Annotated in this window: 22 protein-coding genes; 2 read left to right on the forward strand and 20 right to left on the reverse strand. The window is 39.7% G+C overall.

Annotation, left to right across the window (positions count from 1 at the left end; all coding sequences use genetic code 11):
• The first annotated feature begins 4 nt into the window (after positions 1-4).
• Both Q9Q35_RS10885 and fni read left to right on the forward strand, forming a co-directional pair.
• Positions 5-1081, forward strand: a complete 1077-nt coding sequence (locus Q9Q35_RS10885; protein ID WP_304653387.1) for a phosphomevalonate kinase — start codon at positions 5-7, stop codon at positions 1079-1081.
• 4 nt (positions 1082-1085) lie between these two features.
• Positions 1086-2108, forward strand: coding sequence for a type 2 isopentenyl-diphosphate Delta-isomerase (fni, locus tag Q9Q35_RS10890; RefSeq protein ID WP_304653388.1), 1023 nt, complete (start codon positions 1086-1088; stop codon positions 2106-2108).
• Positions 2109-2361: 253 nt separating this feature from the next.
• Here the strand turns inward: fni and Q9Q35_RS12010 are convergent, their stop codons facing one another.
• From Q9Q35_RS12010 to Q9Q35_RS10985, 20 genes are all read right to left on the reverse strand, one after another.
• Positions 2362-2541: an XkdX family protein gene (locus Q9Q35_RS12010; RefSeq protein WP_370648907.1), complete on the reverse strand. Its 180-nt coding sequence runs from the start codon at positions 2539-2541 to the stop codon at positions 2362-2364.
• On the reverse strand, positions 2471-2767 hold the full coding sequence (locus Q9Q35_RS10895) for a hypothetical protein (protein WP_221677470.1): 297 nt from the start codon (positions 2765-2767) through the stop codon (positions 2471-2473). The genes Q9Q35_RS12010 and Q9Q35_RS10895 overlap by 71 nt, the downstream gene beginning before the upstream one ends.
• A 3-nt stretch (positions 2768-2770) precedes the next feature.
• Complete coding sequence (locus Q9Q35_RS10900; protein ID WP_221677469.1) at positions 2771-3838, reverse strand: collagen-like protein; 1068 nt, start codon at positions 3836-3838, stop codon at positions 2771-2773.
• Positions 3839-3849: 11 nt separating this feature from the next.
• On the reverse strand, positions 3850-4782 hold the full coding sequence (locus Q9Q35_RS10905; RefSeq protein WP_304653389.1) for a GH25 family lysozyme: 933 nt from the start codon (positions 4780-4782) through the stop codon (positions 3850-3852).
• A gap of 1 nt (position 4783) precedes the next feature.
• Positions 4784-5143 (reverse strand): phage holin, LLH family, encoded by a 360-nt coding sequence (locus tag Q9Q35_RS10910; RefSeq protein WP_025087897.1) that lies wholly within the window; start codon positions 5141-5143, stop codon positions 4784-4786.
• Positions 5127-5321: a hypothetical protein gene (locus Q9Q35_RS10915; RefSeq protein ID WP_304653390.1), complete on the reverse strand. Its 195-nt coding sequence runs from the start codon at positions 5319-5321 to the stop codon at positions 5127-5129. The genes Q9Q35_RS10910 and Q9Q35_RS10915 overlap by 17 nt, the downstream gene beginning before the upstream one ends.
• Before the next feature lies 1 nt (position 5322).
• A complete protein-coding gene (locus tag Q9Q35_RS10920) occupies positions 5323-5706 on the reverse strand; it encodes a hypothetical protein (RefSeq protein WP_304653391.1) in 384 nt (127 codons plus the stop codon).
• A gap of 41 nt (positions 5707-5747) precedes the next feature.
• Complete coding sequence (locus tag Q9Q35_RS10925) at positions 5748-6011, reverse strand: hypothetical protein (RefSeq protein WP_304653392.1); 264 nt, start codon at positions 6009-6011, stop codon at positions 5748-5750.
• Between the two features lies 1 nt (position 6012).
• Positions 6013-6441 (reverse strand): DUF1617 family protein, encoded by a 429-nt coding sequence (locus Q9Q35_RS10930; RefSeq protein WP_304653393.1) that lies wholly within the window; start codon positions 6439-6441, stop codon positions 6013-6015.
• Between the two features lie 15 nt (positions 6442-6456).
• Positions 6457-10614, reverse strand: coding sequence for a phage tail spike protein (locus Q9Q35_RS10935; RefSeq protein ID WP_304653394.1), 4158 nt, complete (start codon positions 10612-10614; stop codon positions 6457-6459).
• Positions 10611-11396 (reverse strand): distal tail protein Dit, encoded by a 786-nt coding sequence (locus Q9Q35_RS10940; protein WP_304653395.1) that lies wholly within the window; start codon positions 11394-11396, stop codon positions 10611-10613. The genes Q9Q35_RS10935 and Q9Q35_RS10940 overlap by 4 nt, the downstream gene beginning before the upstream one ends.
• Positions 11397-11704: 308 nt before the next feature.
• Positions 11705-14818 carry a phage tail tape measure protein gene (locus Q9Q35_RS10945; protein ID WP_221677464.1) on the reverse strand — a complete coding sequence of 1038 codons (3114 nt, stop codon included), beginning with the start codon at positions 14816-14818 and terminating at the stop codon, positions 11705-11707.
• Positions 14802-15179, reverse strand: coding sequence for a hypothetical protein (locus tag Q9Q35_RS10950; RefSeq protein WP_304653396.1), 378 nt, complete (start codon positions 15177-15179; stop codon positions 14802-14804). The genes Q9Q35_RS10945 and Q9Q35_RS10950 overlap by 17 nt, the downstream gene beginning before the upstream one ends.
• Positions 15179-15547 carry a tail assembly chaperone gene (locus tag Q9Q35_RS10955; protein ID WP_304653397.1) on the reverse strand — a complete coding sequence of 123 codons (369 nt, stop codon included), beginning with the start codon at positions 15545-15547 and terminating at the stop codon, positions 15179-15181. Before Q9Q35_RS10955 ends, Q9Q35_RS10950 begins: the two co-directional genes overlap by 1 nt.
• A gap of 3 nt (positions 15548-15550) precedes the next feature.
• A complete protein-coding gene (locus Q9Q35_RS10960) occupies positions 15551-16111 on the reverse strand; it encodes a phage major tail protein, TP901-1 family (protein WP_025087906.1) in 561 nt (186 codons plus the stop codon).
• Positions 16112-16128: 17 nt separating this feature from the next.
• Complete coding sequence (locus Q9Q35_RS10965; protein ID WP_304653398.1) at positions 16129-16506, reverse strand: hypothetical protein; 378 nt, start codon at positions 16504-16506, stop codon at positions 16129-16131.
• Complete coding sequence (locus Q9Q35_RS10970) at positions 16506-16895, reverse strand: HK97-gp10 family putative phage morphogenesis protein (RefSeq protein WP_304653399.1); 390 nt, start codon at positions 16893-16895, stop codon at positions 16506-16508. Before Q9Q35_RS10970 ends, Q9Q35_RS10965 begins: the two co-directional genes overlap by 1 nt.
• Positions 16882-17148 carry a hypothetical protein gene (locus tag Q9Q35_RS10975; protein WP_304653400.1) on the reverse strand — a complete coding sequence of 89 codons (267 nt, stop codon included), beginning with the start codon at positions 17146-17148 and terminating at the stop codon, positions 16882-16884. Before Q9Q35_RS10975 ends, Q9Q35_RS10970 begins: the two co-directional genes overlap by 14 nt.
• Positions 17135-17515 (reverse strand): phage head-tail connector protein, encoded by a 381-nt coding sequence (locus Q9Q35_RS10980; RefSeq protein ID WP_304653401.1) that lies wholly within the window; start codon positions 17513-17515, stop codon positions 17135-17137. The genes Q9Q35_RS10975 and Q9Q35_RS10980 overlap by 14 nt, the downstream gene beginning before the upstream one ends.
• A 9-nt stretch (positions 17516-17524) precedes the next feature.
• Positions 17525-18513 (reverse strand): phage major capsid protein (locus tag Q9Q35_RS10985; protein WP_304653402.1); only part of this gene is annotated, 989 nt, incomplete at its 5' end.

Below are 18513 nucleotides of genomic sequence, written 5' to 3' on the forward strand. Positions count from 1 at the left end.
TTTTTTGCCTACTGTAAAAGCTCCAGGAAAACTCTATATTGCTGGTGAATATGCCGTTGTTGAACCTGGACAACCGGCTATTTTGATTGCAGTCGATCAATTCGTTTATGCCACTATCAGCCAAGCAAAGCAAGGTCTAGTGTCCTCAAAGCAATTGCTAGGTCAAGATATCTATTGGACACGTGAAAATGATCAACTGCAAACGACCCAGGCGACCTCAAAATTTGCCTATGTCCTCAAAGCGATCGAACTGACTGAACGCTATGCTAAAGAACAAAATTGTCAGCTATCGACCTTCAAATTACAAATTGATAGCGATCTAGATAGCCCCGATGGCAAAAAATATGGCCTTGGTTCTTCGGCAGCAGTTACTGTTGCCACAGTCAAAGCACTAGTTGCCTACTACAAATTAACTTTGACTCCACTTGAGATCTTCAAGCTCGCAGCCAGCGCACATTATCTTGTTCAAAAAAATGGTTCGCTAGGTGACATTGCAGCTAGTAGTTTTGGAGGCTGGATCGCCTATCATTCCTTTGATCGTTCATGGTTGCTCCAAGCTTTAAAAGACCATTCCCTGACCGAATTATTAAAACTTGCTTGGCCTAAGCTACAGATCGAACCCTTAAAGGCACCACCACGATTGCAACTTTTGATCGGTTGGACTGGTTCACCTGCTTCAACTTCCAATCTAGTCAATGAAGTTGCACTCTCAAAAGAAGAACGCCAACGCAAATATGACTATTTTCTAGAACAAAGTGCGCTCTGTGTTTCCCAGATGATCGCAGCTTTCAAACAACAAGATCTGGAAATGATCATGCACCAGCTTGCCTGTGATCGCGAATTATTGCGCTCACTTGAAACATTTTCCCAAGTGACCATTGAGACCCCTAAATTACACCAGCTGATCACCTTAGCTCAAAAATTTGGTGGCCAAGCTAAAACTTCAGGTGCTGGTGGTGGGGATTGTGGGATCGCTATTTTAGCTAAAGAGCGACCACTAGATGAACTCTTAAGCAGTTGGGAACAGGCGGGAATCACTCCACTTCCCTTCAATATTTACTATACTTTAGAAAGGAGCTGAGCCAATGGATATCCATGCACACCGTAAAGATGAACATGTTTTTATCGCTGAAAAACAATATCGCCCCCTTGCTGATAATGGTTTAGATCAAGTTAGGCTCTTGCCTGCGACCTTACCAGAACTTGGACTTGATGAGATCACGCTCACGACTACATTGGCTGGAAAACAAGTAGCTTATCCTTTCTTTATCAATGCAATGACTGGCGGGAGTCCACAAACTGACAAAATAAATGAAAAATTAGCCTATGTTGCAAACAAGACCGGTCTAGCTATGGCAACAGGTTCACAAAGTGTCGGACTCAAATCACCTAAATATGCCCAAGGTTTTACAACTTTACGGGCTCAGCTCAAAGAAAACATGGTGATCGGTAATCTTGGTGCTGATCATCCCTTAGAAAATTGTCAAAAAGCGATCGCCATGCTTTCCGCCGATGCCTTGGAATTACATTTAAATGCTGCACAAGAATTAGTTATGCCTGAAGGTGATCGTAAATTTTACTGGTTAGAAAATTTAAAGCATGTCACACAAAATTTAGATGTACCTGTGATCGTTAAGGAAGTTGGCGGTGGGATCTCACCGTTTGCTTTGGCCAAGTTAAAGCAATGTCACGTCAAGTATGTCGACCTTTCAGGAAAAGGTGGGACTAATTTTATTGCGATCGAAAATGAGCGCCGTAAACAAAAAGAGTATCACTTTTTGACTGATCTTGGCTTGACGACAGCCGAGGTCTTACTAGCAGCTCAACCCTATAAAGCTGATTTTTCTTTTACTGCTTCTGGTGGGATCAGAAATGCCTTAGATATCGCCAAATGTATCGCACTTGGGGCAGATAATGTGGGTATCTCAGGTTTATTCTTACACACTCTCTTAAAAGAAGGCACTACAGGCTTGATCTCATTGATCGAAGACCTCAAACAACAGTTGGCGCAGATCATGCTATTAGTAGGCTGTAAAAATATTACTGAATTACAACAAGCACCTTATGTTTTATCAGCTGAATTATTGGCTTTCAGATCTCAACTTTAAAGTAAGATCGTTCCTTTAACAGGAGCGATTTTTTTATATTTAAAGAGTTACTTTTATTTTTTTAAGAAAAATAAGATAAATTTAGTCATAAATCTAAAAAGTCTTATATATCAGCACTTCACAACCTAGTGAGTAATCGTGACTGACTTTTTGACTGACTTGCCGGTTATTTTCATATCAAAACAGACAATTTTATATAATTGAACACAAAAAAGCGCCCCGCCCGAAAAATCGAGCGAGGCGCTTAAGTTAGCTATTCATATTTTTTGCCAGTAATTTCTTCGTATTGTTCTTTCGTGATAGATTTCATCTTCACAAACTTCTTGATAGATAACCCTAGCTTGTGCATTGCTTTACATACATTATACATTTTCTGTGTCACCGCCTTCCAAAGTAGCCAAACGTGCTTCCGAAACAGCCAAACGTGCTTCATATTGTCCAAGCTGAATTGTTAAGGCTTCAATCAGGTCTAAAAGATCAAGTTCTTTATTTGACCCCGTCCACTTTTCGCCATCCCAAATAGGATCTTGGAGATTGTACGTTTTGTCATTAAAATTTCGAACTGGTGGCAACTCAGTTGAGTTCACTGGTTGGTTAGGTGCTTGCACTTCACCGATAAACTGCCGTGTTACCGCATCATACATATAATAGATAGCCATGTTTTAAACTTCCTTTCTAACTGCACCAAGACTTAAGACATCTGCATCAGACCAGATACCAAGTTCATACATCACTCGGGCAAAGACTGGTTTTCGTCCAAAAGATTCGCTGTTAGTCCCTTCATCACCAAAAGCGTTAGACCAGTCGAATTTTGAAGCATCTTGAAGTGGCTTAATCACTTTAGCCGTTGGTGACCAGTAATCAAAACCACCATTCTGCTTCTTGAATTTATCGATCGTGATCAATCCTCGTGACGCTTTCACTATATTTGTCACGAGTGGCCAATCATTAAAAGTGGTAGACTCTGTGCTCCCTAAGAAACCATAGCCATACACAGTGCCAGTTGTTGCATATTCTGATAACTGTAAGCCACAACCGTTATCAAACCAGATGGTCCAAGGCGTAGTGCTACGATCTAACGTCCATGCGGTCGGTGCATGTCGTACTTCACCCTTGTTGTCTTCATCTGATTTAGGTTTTAGGCTGTTAATAAAGTCCTGCTCCGATCCCGTATTCCCGAGATCTAACCAAATTTGATAGGCTGACTTTCCATCTTTTCCGTCATGACCATTTTGACCGTCTTTGCCAGCCGGTCCACGTTCACCAGCAGGGCCAGGATCACCCTTATCACCTTTAGGCCCCTGAGCACCGTCTTTACCAGCAACAGGAATGCCAGCACTGCCACTTTCAGCGATTTCTTTTCTGAGTTGTTCAATCGTGATCGCATTGATCAAATTTCCTTTGACGTCCATTAAATTATCAGTCAAAGTTAGTAAGATCTGATCTTTATCAGGATAGATATACTTTCGATCTTCCTTTTCAATCCAAATTTCTAAGCGATACTTATCAGCTGGAAATTCTGCAAGTTTTGTACTATCAAGTAATACTGATCCATTCTTTACGTCACATTCAATATCTGCTAAATATCCGATACGATTTCCGATCTTAACGGTCACATTATCACCATCAGTCAATTTAACAGCAGTTTTATCGTCAAACAAAGAAAGCTCGTACACACGACTAGTGTCACGAGCTTTCTGGATCTGATCATTAATAGATACTCGTCTCATAAGTACCTCCGTTATTTGAACGAACCCCAACTATCAAGACGCTTACCGTCATATGCACGTCCTGTAGCCAAATAAGCGTACTGCCCATTACCTCGTGGCTGTCTGATCCATACAAAGCCGTTACTGATAGAGTATGCATCATATTTAACTTCGCTGCCTGCTGGAAGCTCAGCTAACTTGCTAGATTGCAATGTAGCACCCCAACGCAAGTTGATTGCTGTATTAGACGTGAATGTTCCATCTTCTTTGTGCCAAGTAGCACCAAGCGTATCGACCCACTTATTAGGCACTGCGATTGGTTGTGGTGCAGGTGTATTGATAACGCTAGATGAGTTAGCTGTAACTTTAGCATTAGTGTAGAAACCGCTAAAATCATAGCTCATGTCAATTCTTTCGCCTCCAACGGGATAATCACTTCTAAATTGCCAAGTACCAACATTATCGACACCTGGTTGACTCACACCATAAGATGCGATCCATAAATTTTTGGCGATCAATCGGTTACGGTCGACACGTTTAGCCCAGATCCAACTTGCACCAGTATATAAATCAACATTAGGATAGCCAGCGTCTTTAACATACTGTAAGAACGCATTGCTATCTTCAGTTACATCATACTTATGCACTTTGTCTTCAACATCAAGTGCCATTACACTTTCTGGTCCAATACCATGATCACGAGCGTTTTTTACAAACCATGCTGCTTCTGCTTTAGCGTCTGCCACACCATGGAATTTAGCATAATGGTAAGCATGGACTAGCAAACCTACTTGCCGAGCATATTTGATTTGATTACGTGCTTTAGGATTGACATAAGCATCCCCCGGATTAGAACCTTGCGTGATCTTGACAATTACCGCTTTAACGCCTGCATTTTTCATTGCTTGAAAAAACGCTAGTGTATCTGGTTGATAAGATGCAACATCTGCTACTAAATTAACCATGTTATTTGTCCTCCTTAATTTCTACTGTTGGTGTTAATTCTGATTTTTCGTAAGCTGATTGTACTGCTGTTTGTGCAGCTTCATCATTAACTTTAAATCCTGCCGATTGCATAGCCATTTGGACATTTTTTGTTGCTAGATCAAATTTAGTCTTACCGTCCAAGTTTTGGCTGACTAATGATTCTACTGCAGTTGTAGCAACTTTTTCTAATAACTCCCACGCTAAAGCTGATTGTTTAGCTTCATTAGTCTTCACTTTAGCTTCAAGCCAAGGTTTTACATAAGCCCAAGCAAAAGCAATAAAACTTACTAAAGCACCACTTGAGATCAACCAATCGATCACATCATTTGCTACTTTCATCACGATTCTTCCTTTCCAATTCTTCTTTTAAGCGAGTGTTTTCCTCTTGTAATTTCTCTAACTCACTTTTCTTTTCGAGCTTATCCACTTTTTGTCTATTGTTCTCGTGTGCCGTGATCCATGCGACTAAGGCAGATCCCAAAGCACTGATCACGGCCACAAGTACTTGGTCGCTCATCTTACCACCCTTTCGCAAAAATCTCAGTCACCATTTCCGTCAAGACGAAAAACGCAAAAATTCCGGGGAAACCAATATAGACGCCGACTAGTGCATCTGTGATCGCAAATGACAAGAAAAATAACAGCCATACTCCTGTTAATAGTCCTGTCATCACAGGTCGATAAAACAGATGTTTAATATCCCATAAAGCGTAGACCAAAGTCACCGTTCCTACTGCTGCAAGTAAAAAAATAAACGGTGGATCATCTAAAACTTCAAGATACCCATACCCGTCTAAACTAAAGATCCCTGAACTGCGTTTGACAATAAAATAAAGCGCCAGAGCATAAGTCTCCAACGCTTTAAATAGCCAAAAACGATTCTTTTTTAAATTTTTGATCATGGTTATATCCTTTCTCCACCGCTCCCGCCCAGCACCATGAATTATTCTGTGGTCGTTGTATCTGATTCATCTGTTTTCACATCATCAAACAATTCATCTTCTTGATCAAATACATATTGCCGAAAATCATTCATATCTTTACGTACTTCACGCCGATTTTTTTCATAAAGTTCTTGATTATTAACGTACGTGTTGATTGTTGTAGTGCCACCAGTTGACGACAATCGAGCATCGAAACGTACTACATCAGTACCATTGATCAATGATCGTCCCGTTAAATTGAGTGTTTTTTCTTTTTTTAACATATTATTTGTCCTCCTTGATTTTTTCCAATTCATCTAGCAATAAATCATATGCGTTGGCATCATCACCAGATAAATCATACTCATATTCATTCAATGCATTATACAAAGCATATAATTTATCATGGTATTCTGTGATATCGATCACAGCTTTTTCATCAAATAATTCAACGATATCAGCTGTTGCTTTTTCTCTAGCTTCTTTATCTTTAAATTTAACGTTATTATTTTCAATCAGCGGTTCGCCATTATCACCAAGAATTAAATACGGTTTACGCACATCATTTAAATCATCATTCAACTCTTGTTCTTTTTTAGCCAAAAGTTTTAATAACTTTGATCGACCACGACTAGCTTTTCCACTGACTTTAACGCCATTTAAAAAATTCTTGATAATTGATAACTCGCCATTTTTAAATGTTACTGTATTCATCTTATCCTCCTAAAATTAATAGTTGACACTACTCCACTTATTAACCGTTCCATCGCTATTGATCTCACGTGGTATCTTCATTCCATCAAGTGGATATACTTTATTGTTAAATAAAAAGAATAGATCCCAATCACCAAACATTATCCCTGCCTTCATCGAAGCTGAGCCAATAGTTGGATAACTATGTCCATTGTATCTAGTCGTGAAAAACTTTAGTGCCATTCCATCACTTGGTTTTCCTGACGGATATACAAGATCATTTAACGTAACAGGATCATTAAAATTAAATCCTAAATTGGTATCATTTGGGCGCCATTCATTCCGATACCAAGCCATTTTTACTAATGGATTCATATTATAATTTCCATTATCTCTGGCGGCCCAAGCCATATAATCACCACCACCATCGAGCCAAAATGTAAGCCCCTGATAATTAGGAGGCATTCCTTTCATTCCTTGCCAACCAATCCCTCCGATAGACTCACCAACAGCTTTGATCGTCATTCCACTACTATCAAATTTTGTTGTAGTATTTCCATAAGTGACACGCATCCCGCTATAATCAATATTGACATAATTACCATAAGCGCTACGCCAAAATGACCGCACAAATTCTGTTTTATCACCCGTTATATTTCTAACATCTAGGTTAATAATATTAACTCTAGCAGCGTTGAGTGTTCCTGCCGTTATCTTATCAGCATTTAGTTCAGTAATCGCAGCACTTGGAATAAAGGCCCTACCGCTAAATGCTACTGTTTCAGCATCAAGATAGATTTTGTTAGACTGAATAAGGGTATGTCCAGCTTGCAAGTTAATCTGTGATAGTAATTCATTTTTCTGAACACGTAAATTGATAGCAGTATTTAATTCATTTTTTACTGCTGTGATTGCCACAGTTGTGTCTTCTGGTGCTGGTGAATAATCTGTTGGCTTGCTTCCTTGCTCGAGCTTCACGTTGCGAATAAACACGTTTCCTTGAGGCTTAGGAGATGAGCCAACAAACCTACGTCCAACGATCACAGATTTTTTAAATTCTTCTGGTCTCACCTTGTAAGTGATCCAGTAGCGTTTCCAAGAATTTGTCAATGTGACTTCCCAAAAGCCGTCCAATGGATTGGTGCGCTCTACGCCATTAGACTCGATCACACGCTCGACGGTATTATTTCCACCAAGATCACCATACCAAAAATAGTTGGCTATCTTTTGCCCACTATAATATGCTTTAGCCTCAAAAGATAGTGTATACGTATCTTTGTCAATATTTTTAGTCGTATTATATCTAACACCTTCTTGATAACCTACTGTGGGTGCTAAAATAATTTCCATTTCTGAACTCGTTTTTTCTAGTAAGTTAGTTCCACCAATGGCTAAGTTAGTTAGTTCTAACTGCCATTGATCAGCTTTTTGGTTCACATACGCTATATCTGCTTTGTTAGCTACTACACTGTTGATCTCATTAGCTTTTTGATTTACATAAGACCAATCAGCTTTACCAGATACCGTAGAAATAATTTCATTAGCACGCTGCTCCACATATGATCTATCTGCCTTATTTGCAACAACGGCATTAATCTTATCAACTTCAATATTTAAACTAGCATATCTATTTTCGGCATCCTTAGGCGCTGGACTCCATCTTAAATCCTTATTTCCTTCTACCAACATAACTTCATTAAAAAAGAAATTAGCAACGCTACCGTTAGTAGAACCACCTATGTTAAATGCAAGCTCAGCATTGTCGATGTCACCAGTTGTAAATGTAACATGTTTATACTCTGCTCCTGCTGCAGACAATCTACCACCTTGAATAAATTGTGATCCTTTCTCGACATTACCTTTCCTGCCCCGTAAGAAGATATTATAGTTTTCACTGTTCGTAGACATAAAACCAACATAACTAAGTGTATATTGCGTATTAGGCTTGATTGCAAATCGCTGACTAACAGCAGGGGTAATTAGGGTAGTTGAATTATCAACATTAAACATATTTTTAGTACCATTAAAATAAAATGGATGTGTGAATAGGCGACTTCCAGTCCATGCAACTGCCCCTATTTCACTTGCATTTGAATTAGGTATTAGATTGGCTCCACCGATATTCAGATTATTAAGTTTATCATCAACAGCTGATACACTTGCTCGAATACCATTCGCCGTCTGAACAAATTCGGTTGACTTGACATACCCATTTAAATCAGATGCCGTTAATTTACTGCTTAATTCCTTAGCCGTACTAGACTTAAAACTCTCGAACATGTCATTGCCAACTTTTCCCAGCATTTGTTGCTCGAGTAGATTAGCTTTAGCTCTTACGCTAGCAATATCTCCCTGTGCGTTAGCTAAGTTAGTAGCAGTTCCATCAGCTGTTACTTTGATTGCTACCAACTGTCCTTTAGCATCTCTTAATTGAGCATTTAATCCGTCGATCCCCGCATTAAATTGCGTAACACGCCCATCTAAAGTCGCATATTGTCCTTTAACACCATCAACACTCGTAATCAAATTTGCGATCGCTTTTTGCTGTTGCTTAGCTTCATCAGATAATTCTCTAGTGCTGTTTGAAACTTGTGCGATCATTCTTGCTGTTTCAGACGTTGATTCATCTATTTTTCCATTGATTGCATTTTCAAAATCTATATATGTTTTATTAAGATTTTTAGCATTCTCAAGCGCTTCTTGAGCCTTTATGTCAACATCGCTTATTTGTGTTGACAGACTCACCTGTGTAGCCATAAAGCTTTGATATATGCTATCTGCGACAGACTTAGCATTCTCAGCATTGTTATACGCTTGATTTGCTTGTGATCTTACCTCTTCAATATCATTAAGTGCTTGATTTACCGCTTCTTTTGTAGTGCTAAGCTCAACAGTACTTAAGATAAGTTCCCAATTACCGTTACGCCAAACATAGTATTCGGTTCCGCCATTACCTAGATCAAGAAAAAGATTATCTCCCTCAGCTGCAATCGTTGGTTTGACATTAGAATAAAAATTCTTGTTCTTACCGTTAGCAGAAGTCAAAGCGATATTCGCCACTCGTGACGTTTCTTCTTGCGCTTCTTTAACTGACGCAACATAGTTAGTCAAACTTTTCTCGCTAAAGTCATCCCCCAGCTCGATCACATTGTTATTTTTGTCTAACAAGTCATGTTCAACTTTGTATACACGAGTAAAGTATTCAATGCCTAACTCATGCCTGATAATCGCCACAGTATCGCCAAGTCCAAGATCACCAACATCAAGCGCACTCGCCTTAAAAGATACTTTAGGTCGTTTAGCAACCTGCAAAGCGGACCACGTTGCGTTAATAAGTTGGTTCACATCGTCAATGTCTTCAAAAACAGCGATCCCAATTCTAGGCTTACCGTCATCAAAACCATAAAGTTTAGTAGCTTCTTTATCTTCAACGTATTCTTGTCCTGCAGGCTTATCGGTAGGATTGCCTTTAGCCTTGCTCCAAACAACGTCTGTGAACATGATACGTCGTCCATAGCCATCTACGGTGTCATCATTCCCATCATCTAGCTGTTCGCCTTTACCACGTCCTACAAGCGCCGTAACAAGGTCTTCACTTGACTCTTCACGAATAACACTAAGCAAGTTAGAGCCGTACTCGAAACGTTTGCCGGTGCGTTCTCCTTGTTGATCATATAAGTTCGCTTGTCGACGTGTGATCCTATTTGTTAGCGGATCGATCACGACCGAAAATGTCAGCTCGACTTTAAACACTTCAACAATCTTTTGAATAGCTTCAAGTGTCGAAATATAGTAAAAATTTGTTCGCTTACGTGTCGTTCCAGCTAGATAACCAGTTTCCCAGCGTGTTCCAGCTAAAGCGATCTGCAACATTTCACCAGCTGTTTTATCTTGTGGTCGCAAGTCTTTGATATACGCATAGCTCTTCAACTCATCATAAGCCGACTCAATACATGTATATTCAATACGATCATCTTTAACACTTTCAGAGATAATTTTGAACATCAAAAAAGCATTCCCACGAGTTGAAGGAATGCAGACGTAATAGATGTTACTTGCTAGACGCTTATTTTGAACCAAACTGAACGACAACTTATCCGCAGCATTGATCTCTTCTGTCATCTTAGCTTCAATGATACCATCAGAGATCGCTTTGATAATATTTTGTTGTTTATCAAGTAGATACATGATCATAAGCGTTTCACCTCGTAAATCATTTTAAAATATCCTCTAGCATTGAGTGTGATTACTGTACCATTTCGAATATAGAAATCACTAAAATTAGATGATAGTTTCAAACCCATCAAATGTTGAACAGTATTGAGCTTAACCGTCAATTTTGTAAAATCGATTGTTAATTTGGTTCCTGCCCCAATCGATTCATTGAAAGTAAATACTTTAGAATCATTTGTTCGCATTTCAAACTTAGAAATAGCTTCATTTGGTGTGAATTCAATGAGCTTTGGTGTTTGAGGATAGCTAAGTTCAATATCTAAGACGTTTATCGATGTCCCAGTAAAATTAATTGTTTTAGCTGTGCTGTACTTGTATGGATCAGCGCAAACGATCTCGATTTTTCCAGTCGTACTAAATAATGGCTTATCTAAACTGATACTTTCAATCGTTCCGATATAGTGATAATCCTGTTCATCAGCAAACTTAACTTCAACATTAGTAGCATACGTTAATTGATTTAACTTAGCTAGTGATTTGTTATATCGCTCAATCGTATTACATAGCAATCTAAAAGTAACTGTGATTTTTCGTTCCTTGATACGTGAGTTAAGATATAGACTACCATCTCCAACGCGATCAGGAGCGTTTATTTGACGTTCAAAACCAGCTCGACCTTCAACTACTAACGTCTCAAATTCTGGTATCTCTTGGTCTAGCCATTTACCCGCATAACAGATCGCTTCAAGTGGCAAAGATGAGCTAGGCTCTGCCCGTGGTTGTAAATCTCTAAAATCGTACATGATTAATTCCTCCATACAAAAAAGCCAGCGGATACATCAAGATATGAGTATCAACTGACTTTGATTTTTGCTATAATTGAGATTGCGCATGTCCCTCATGTGCAAATACCGACGAAACGGGTGATTTTTTTATCCCAATTTTTGTCTACGGTGTTTGCTATGAGCACACGGCCATGTGCTCGGGTCGAAACACCGAAAGTTCCGTTTGATAGCATGACCCAGCTATCGTGTAATTCCTTAACTACACGTTAATGATAGCACAAACGAACTGAATTTCAAAGGGGGGCGCTTGTCGTCCTCCTTTTTGTTTAGAATTTATAGTTACGAGTCAAACTAGCTTGCGATCCTTGTTCACGACTAATATCCTCAACAAATGCGCTATAATCAGTGCCACCAAGTGAAACATTGATGTAAGCAGATTGCTGATTGATCGATAGTTCACGCGTCAAATCGCCACTGATACTACCAGTTAATTGACCATTCATCGCTGCAATCGAATTAACAAAGTCATGCGTATTAACTGGTGGAATGCTAAACATTGATGCTTGTGCTAGATTTTCAGCAGTCTTTTTCGTTTTAGCTTCCATTCCAGAAATTCCGTTAATGAAACCTAATCCGAAATACATACCAAATTCTTTTGTAACTCGAGATGGTGAATGAATCTTTAACGCTGCTTTAATCGCACTTGCTGCTTTTGAAGCTAAACTAGCAGCAACACCCATCACATTTCCACTCATTGCATTAATACCAGCTGATAACCCGTCTGCAATAAAACTACCTGCCGAGTTAAATGCACCACGTTGAGAACGTGCACCATCAGCGCCAGCTTTACCTAGATCTGAGCCAGAGTTTCTAGCATCGCCAGTCTTAGACTTAACACCATCAGCTCCAGCACGTCCTATGTCACTACCAGCATTTTTTACTGTTCCATTCTTGGACTTTATTCCCTCGGCTGCGGCATTGGCTAAATCAGCTCCCTTAGATTTATGCTCACCTTTTTTATTTCCAAGGGCCTTTAAAGATGAAATAGCAGAATTACCACCTGCAGCATCAAAAGCAGCAATACCATTCTTTGAAGCTTCTTGACCAGCTGATTGAATGATTTTGGTTGCTTCTCCAACAACATCATACTTTTTGCCAGTTAATCCGGCTTTAAGAGCATTAAAAAGGACACCACCTAAATCTTGAAATTTACCCGCAAAGGTTGCACCAGCTACAAGCATACCAACTAAAGCAGCTACCAACACCTGTAATACAAGAGGTGAAATCTCGACCATGGCTGCTAATAATTGTCCACACATAGCAGCAAATGAAGCAACGATCTGTGGTGCGTTATTTCCAATAGCATCAAATATGGCTATCATCATTTCTGTTATTTTCGCTACAATCTGTGGAATTCCTTGTGTCAATCCATCAAGCAAAGCCAAAATAATTTTAATACCATTCGAAATCATTTCTGGCAAATGTGCCAATACTGTTTGTTGAATGGTAATAAACATTTGAACAAATGACAGAGCGATCTTAGGCATATTTTCAGCTAATGTTCCTAAGAAATTAGTGATCATCATCGCAAATCCTGTTCCGATCGCACTTAAAATAGCCACTACTTGCGCACCAGTCATATTGAAGTTATTAAGCGCTGTGATCAAAGCTGCGATACCAGCTGTTGCAGCACCAATACCTATACCGATACCTAATACTGCAGCCCCAAAAACACCAATGCCGACAGCTCCAGCGGTCAACGGTGGTCCAAGTAATGCGAAGACACCTGCTAAAGCCCCAATCGCAACTGTCACAGCTCCAAGAGTGATAATGCCTTGCATCCCTTCTTTAGATAACTGGGCAATTGCAAAAACTAACGCCGCCATTCCAGCAGTAGCAACACCTATTCCTACGCCAATTTTTAATGCAGCAGTACCTATCGCTAATAATGAAGTTGAAGAAGCACGAGCAGGAGCATCAACACTTGAACTCGCTTTGGATACTTGATTTAAACCAGACGTTGCCTTACCTGCACTACCCCCAGTTTTATCCAAACTACTACTCAAATTTTTAGCAGGTAAATTTATACCTGTCATTTTAGAGGCTAGATTAACTGCACCACTTCCCAATTTTCCAAGTCCTTTAACTGCACTTCCTGCAACATTGCCAATTTTTTGAGCATTTGTTAGAAAGCCACCGGCAGCAGTCATTGCTGGTCCAATAGCAGGACTAAGGCCTATAAAACCACGTATAACTTTAGCAGTAGATGAATCAGATTTCCCAGCCCAATCTAAAGCAGTATTAGCCATATCAAGCATAGAACCTGTAACCTTGCTTTGCGAATCCATTGCTTTATTACGCAAAGATTCCCAGTTACCACCTAATTGCTCAATCTTTGAACCGACATTTTTCTGCATTTCAACAGCTTGTTTGTTAAGTGTTTTATTTGCTTTTTCAGTTGTTCCCGCGGCTTCATCCATTGCCTTAGTGAAAGCATCCCAACTCGTAGCAGTATTGCCTGTCTTATCCTTAACCGAATCTAATAATGGCAAGATAGCTTTCATACCAGCAGTCCCAAACAATGCTTTTAATGCTGCATCTTTTTGTGCCTTGCCTAAGCCATCTGTTTTCTCCGCTACTTCAGATAAAATCTGTGGAAATGGCTTCATATTTCCTTCGGCATCACGATAAGAAATACCCAGGTCTTCCATTGCACCCTTAGCAACTTTTGATGGAGCTGCCATTTGCAGAATTGCATGATTCAAGTCATCAGATGCTTGTGCTGCACTAAAACCTTTATTAGTCAATAAACCAATAGCCGTAGCAACAGTCTGCATGTCCATGCCAGTCATGGTTGCCGTTGGTCCCATTGTAGCAAGAGCTTGTTGCATACTTTCAATCGAAGCGTTGGACATATTAGCAGTTGAAACCAAAATGCCCGCTGCTTGCTCTGGTGACTTTAAGCTATCTCCCCAAATGTTCATCGATTGTTGAACAACAGAGGCAGTTGTTTGAAGATCTGCTCCAGCAGCAGTTGCAGCCTTAGCAATCGCAGGAAATTCTTTCTTGATCGTACCAATAGAAGCACCATCACGAGCCATAGCCACCATAGCGTCTGCAGCATCTTGCGCACTTAACGGCAATTCTGCACCCATTCTGTTAGCTACATCAGCCAAACCATCAATATCTTTAGCCGTACCACCAGCAATGACTGCTGCTTGGTTTAATGATTGTTTAAAAGATCCATAACTCTTTAAAGCACTAACACCCATTGCAGTAGTTGCAGCACCCGCAATTGTTACAGCTTTTCCGATACCGCCCATCTTTTCTTGAACTGTACTACCTAACGACTTTGTTGCTGTTGCAGCCTTATCCATTGTAGAAGAAAAGCCACGATCAACAGCACTTAAAACAGCAGTAACACTATAACTCTGCGCCATGACTTCCCCTCCTCATCATTTCAAATTCTGCTAATCTAGCATTGATCAGATCACGACGTTTTTTATCTTTGACCTTTTGTGTGCGTGGTTGATAGTCCAATTCAAATTCATCACGTAATTCATCTATCATCTCTAAACTATCGAAGAAATCAGTAAACTTTCGATATTTCGGTTTAGGATGCTTAGCGTTGCCTGTCGTAGCTTGAACCGATTGATTAAACCACGCTAACAAAGCCAACTTTTCTTGTTCTTTGATCTGCTTGAGTTGATACGCTTCAATCCGCAAATTGTACTCAGCAAACGTCATATCTTCAATTTTTCTAATGTCAGAAAAACCGAGATAAGCCAAAGAATTGAGCATTATTTCGTGGTATTCTTGATCTCCGGTTTGGCTTTCTCGGTCATTAGGTTTTTTGCTGCTATTTTTACGACATTAGCATGTAGCATTTCTTTTGTGACATCATCAAATAGCTTTTCGATCTTATCGTAGTTATCTAAGAAATCATCAATTTCTGTCATACCCGGTCGAGGCGAATTTCCATAAGAAGCTGCGTAGATGACATTGCTTAAAGCAACAGGATCATACGCTTGTAACGCTGGAATAGCTTTAGTTAATGCCATTCCCATATTAAAGTTACCAGTATCTACACCACCAACTTTATCTAATTCACGTACAAAACGAACTCCAAATTTTAATTCAACATCTTTTTCATTAATTTTTAAAATCATCTTTTATTCCTCCGAATTGATTCCAGCATCAGCATCTTTCCAAGCTGTACCAGTAGTTTCTTTATCGCCTAAAGCTTCTAAGCCACGGTAAACATATTCGATAGCTTCTTGAGCAGATTGTGGCAATGTGGTCCACCCTCGTTTTGGTGTACCATCAACGCCAAATGACACTTCACGAGTTGATAGATCATCCGCATCATTATCGTTGCTATCTTCTGACACGATCGCACGACCATAGAACGAGAAATACTGTCCTTGTGCGTTCTTTCGCCCTGTATAAATGATCCAAAACTCTAACTTGTCACCATCAAACAAACTATCTTGTAAAGCATCTACGATCGCAGATGTGTTATTGATAAACTCCACACTTAGATCTGTTTCGATACCGCCTGCAGTTGTTACTGGGCCTGACTTTGTTTGTGTCGTATCTGAGTCCCGACTAGGTCCAAAGCTTAACGACGTTTGAAATGGGATCAACTTACCTTCACTCGTCTTAGCATCTTTTAACTTGCGAACAAAGAGAAATGTATCTTTCCCATGTAATGTTTTAATATTTTCTGCCATGTTTAGTCACACTCCTATTAACTGTATTGAATTTCTAACTCTAAAATCCCATGGATCAACGGAATATCCGTCGTATTATCTCCCATCAACTGACTTTCACTGTTTACAACAGTATAGTTATAGTGCTCAGTTCGTCTGTTGTGTTGGATCACATTTAGCAGATCATTCAAGATCCTTGACACTTCAAAACGTCGATTATGCTCTGCATACACATCAAGTTGAATATGCGTTTTACCTAAAAATCGAGTTTTAGTGATCCTATCGATATTTTGTTGATAACCGACATAAACGAAAGGATATGCTTGACTTTCATCTGGTAAATAGTCAAAAGTCGCATATCCTGATTCATTTGATAATTCTATGATCTTCTCAAAAATTTCTTGATATGGGTCCATTATTTAACCAACCCTTTCATTTTCGAGATAAACACTTCTTTTTCGCTCTCAAAAGGTTTCTTGATGTAGTGGCGCGCAGGAAGTTTACGTGTGCCGTATTCTTGATAAGCTGCGTAAGCCGTATCATACATAACTTTACCCTCCAGACCACCATTACTGATCGTTTGCGTCATACTACGTTTTAACGTACCACCACGATAACCTTTAGGTGCTTTAGTATTAGCAGGGTATCTTTTACCCCAACCAACAGGAACAAGCTGTTGACTTTGGCGAGCAATGTTGATCGTCGAACCCTTTACCACTTCTCTTACTTGAGTCATTTTTTTATTAGACATCAAAGCGCTAACTAACTCATCAGTCCCTTTTAATTCTACTTTATAACCTGCCATGATACTCAACTCCATAAAGCGCTGTACGCCGTTCTGACGTGATGTTCATAGTGATCTGATATGCTTTATCATCAACAACAAAATAGCCCGTCCTAACGATCACAGGACGCTGAAAACGAGCGATCACTCGTTCTTGCTTGACATTGCCAAAAACTAACTGCTGTTGTTGCGCTCCCATTGATGTTACATTGACAGGTAATGTTTCGCCGTTAAGAGCATTTTTTATAAAAAGCGCTCGCTTATTGAACCGCATCACTATCACCAGCCTTATCTTCAGTAAAAAACACGATCTTTCCACGCTTTTTTTCTGAATTTTTTTCAGAATTGTAACGCTCGATCACGTTTGTATACTCATCAAAATCGCTTGCAGGATAAGTGATGCTTTCTCCTTCTTGGCTATAAGACTGCATCCCTTCATTCCCAAGACGGTTAAATCTGGCAAGCGTCACAGGTAATACCACAGCTTCCAATGGTGGTGGTACTGAGGTCTCGTCAACCATCATTGAAAGCTGATTACGTGTCATCTCTTCTAAAGCTAAGATGACATCATCTTGTTCATTATCTGTGATCCCTGCCAGAAGCTTGACCGTGTTAGTCACTTTCATTGTTCCCTCTGACATTTACATCACCTATTCTTGAGATTTAGCTTTGGCTTTCTTAGTATTCTTCACTGCATCAGGATCAGTGGAGTTTGTCCCATGACCTGGCATCGTTTCAAAGACGTTATCGTCTGTTGTCATATTCAAGCCTGCAAATGCTTCATCTTTGACTACTAAAGCAGCTACGTGCATTGTTACACGTAAAGCTTTCATACCTTGTTCAAACAAGTTGATAGGTGTGCCGTCTTCGTTAGTCAACGTAGATAATTGTGCTTGGTCAGATACAGAGTACTCTAAGCCTGCTGGAATACCGTAGTACAAGTAATTAAAGTCCCCAGCGATCAAAGATCCCTTAGGCATTGCATCCGACTTTAGATTTACGGTCGTGATTCCGTCGATCGTTCCATTTGCCCGATCATATAATGATGTTGCCACACCGTTTTCAGTCTTGACCGCTTTGCGTAAGGCTGAATGGTTTTGCACCTTGGAAATAAAGGCATTTGGCTCAATATTATTGTCATATAACTTATCTTCAAGATCTAAGATAGTATCATAATCGATCGAACCAGTGATGTTTGTCCCAGCAGTAGCGATCGAACGTGCCAACGATTGTTTGAACGGGTTATTCTTTCCCAACAAAACAGCTTCATCAAATTTCTTATAAAAGGCTTCAGCGATCTTAGGTTTCATGAATTCAAAGAAATTACTCATACCCCATTTGAGGTATTCATCAGATACAGGCAAGATAACAGCCAACTTCTTAGCTCGCATTTCGACTGTCTTCCATTCGCTCTTGGCCGTTGGGATCTTTTGAGTTTCATCTACCCAGTAAGCCCCGCCACCTTTAACGAAGACATCGAACTTCTTTTCTAAGCCATCCATAGCTTCATACTTACCAAGTTGCATGACTTTTGAATTTTGCATGATCTCTTGGATCGTCAAGATCGCATGCTTTTCTGGAATACTCCCATCTCGTTTTTGTAAAAGTGTTACGTTATTTGGATCAAATGTTTGTGGCA

Origin of the sequence: uncultured Ligilactobacillus sp. (genome assembly GCF_948826705.1) — a bacterium.
Classification (GTDB): domain Bacteria; phylum Bacillota; class Bacilli; order Lactobacillales; family Lactobacillaceae; genus Ligilactobacillus.

Excerpts from the sequence above, each read along its gene's own strand:
- Q9Q35_RS12010 (WP_370648907.1), bottom strand. The coding sequence starts at position 2,541 with ATGAAGCACGTTTGGCTGTTTCGGAAGCACGTTTGGCTACTTTGGAAG.
- Q9Q35_RS10935 (WP_304653394.1), bottom strand. The coding sequence starts at position 10,614 with ATGATCATGTATCTACTTGATAAACAACAAAATATTATCAAAGCGATC.
- Q9Q35_RS10980 (WP_304653401.1), bottom strand. The coding sequence starts at position 17,515 with ATGTCAGAGGGAACAATGAAAGTGACTAACACGGTCAAGCTTCTGGCA.
- Q9Q35_RS10915 (WP_304653390.1), bottom strand. The coding sequence starts at position 5,321 with ATGAGCGACCAAGTACTTGTGGCCGTGATCAGTGCTTTGGGATCTGCC.
- Q9Q35_RS10960 (WP_025087906.1), bottom strand. The coding sequence starts at position 16,111 with ATGGCAGAAAATATTAAAACATTACATGGGAAAGATACATTTCTCTTT.
- Q9Q35_RS10930 (WP_304653393.1), bottom strand. The coding sequence starts at position 6,441 with ATGAATACAGTAACATTTAAAAATGGCGAGTTATCAATTATCAAGAAT.
- Q9Q35_RS10975 (WP_304653400.1), bottom strand. The coding sequence starts at position 17,148 with ATGCGGTTCAATAAGCGAGCGCTTTTTATAAAAAATGCTCTTAACGGC.
- Q9Q35_RS10910 (WP_025087897.1), bottom strand. The coding sequence starts at position 5,143 with ATGAAAGTAGCAAATGATGTGATCGATTGGTTGATCTCAAGTGGTGCT.
- Q9Q35_RS10965 (WP_304653398.1), bottom strand. The coding sequence starts at position 16,506 with ATGGACCCATATCAAGAAATTTTTGAGAAGATCATAGAATTATCAAAT.
- Q9Q35_RS10970 (WP_304653399.1), bottom strand. The coding sequence starts at position 16,895 with ATGGCAGGTTATAAAGTAGAATTAAAAGGGACTGATGAGTTAGTTAGC.
- Q9Q35_RS10925 (WP_304653392.1), bottom strand. The coding sequence starts at position 6,011 with ATGTTAAAAAAAGAAAAAACACTCAATTTAACGGGACGATCATTGATC.
- fni (WP_304653388.1), top strand. The coding sequence starts at position 1,086 with ATGGATATCCATGCACACCGTAAAGATGAACATGTTTTTATCGCTGAA.
- Q9Q35_RS10940 (WP_304653395.1), bottom strand. The coding sequence starts at position 11,396 with ATGTACGATTTTAGAGATTTACAACCACGGGCAGAGCCTAGCTCATCT.
- Q9Q35_RS10945 (WP_221677464.1), bottom strand. The coding sequence starts at position 14,818 with ATGGCGCAGAGTTATAGTGTTACTGCTGTTTTAAGTGCTGTTGATCGT.
- Q9Q35_RS10955 (WP_304653397.1), bottom strand. The coding sequence starts at position 15,547 with ATGATTTTAAAAATTAATGAAAAAGATGTTGAATTAAAATTTGGAGTT.
- Q9Q35_RS10920 (WP_304653391.1), bottom strand. The coding sequence starts at position 5,706 with ATGATCAAAAATTTAAAAAAGAATCGTTTTTGGCTATTTAAAGCGTTG.
- Q9Q35_RS10905 (WP_304653389.1), bottom strand. The coding sequence starts at position 4,782 with ATGGTTAATTTAGTAGCAGATGTTGCATCTTATCAACCAGATACACTA.
- Q9Q35_RS10900 (WP_221677469.1), bottom strand. The coding sequence starts at position 3,838 with ATGAGACGAGTATCTATTAATGATCAGATCCAGAAAGCTCGTGACACT.
- Q9Q35_RS10895 (WP_221677470.1), bottom strand. The coding sequence starts at position 2,767 with ATGGCTATCTATTATATGTATGATGCGGTAACACGGCAGTTTATCGGT.
- Q9Q35_RS10950 (WP_304653396.1), bottom strand. The coding sequence starts at position 15,179 with ATGCTCAATTCTTTGGCTTATCTCGGTTTTTCTGACATTAGAAAAATT.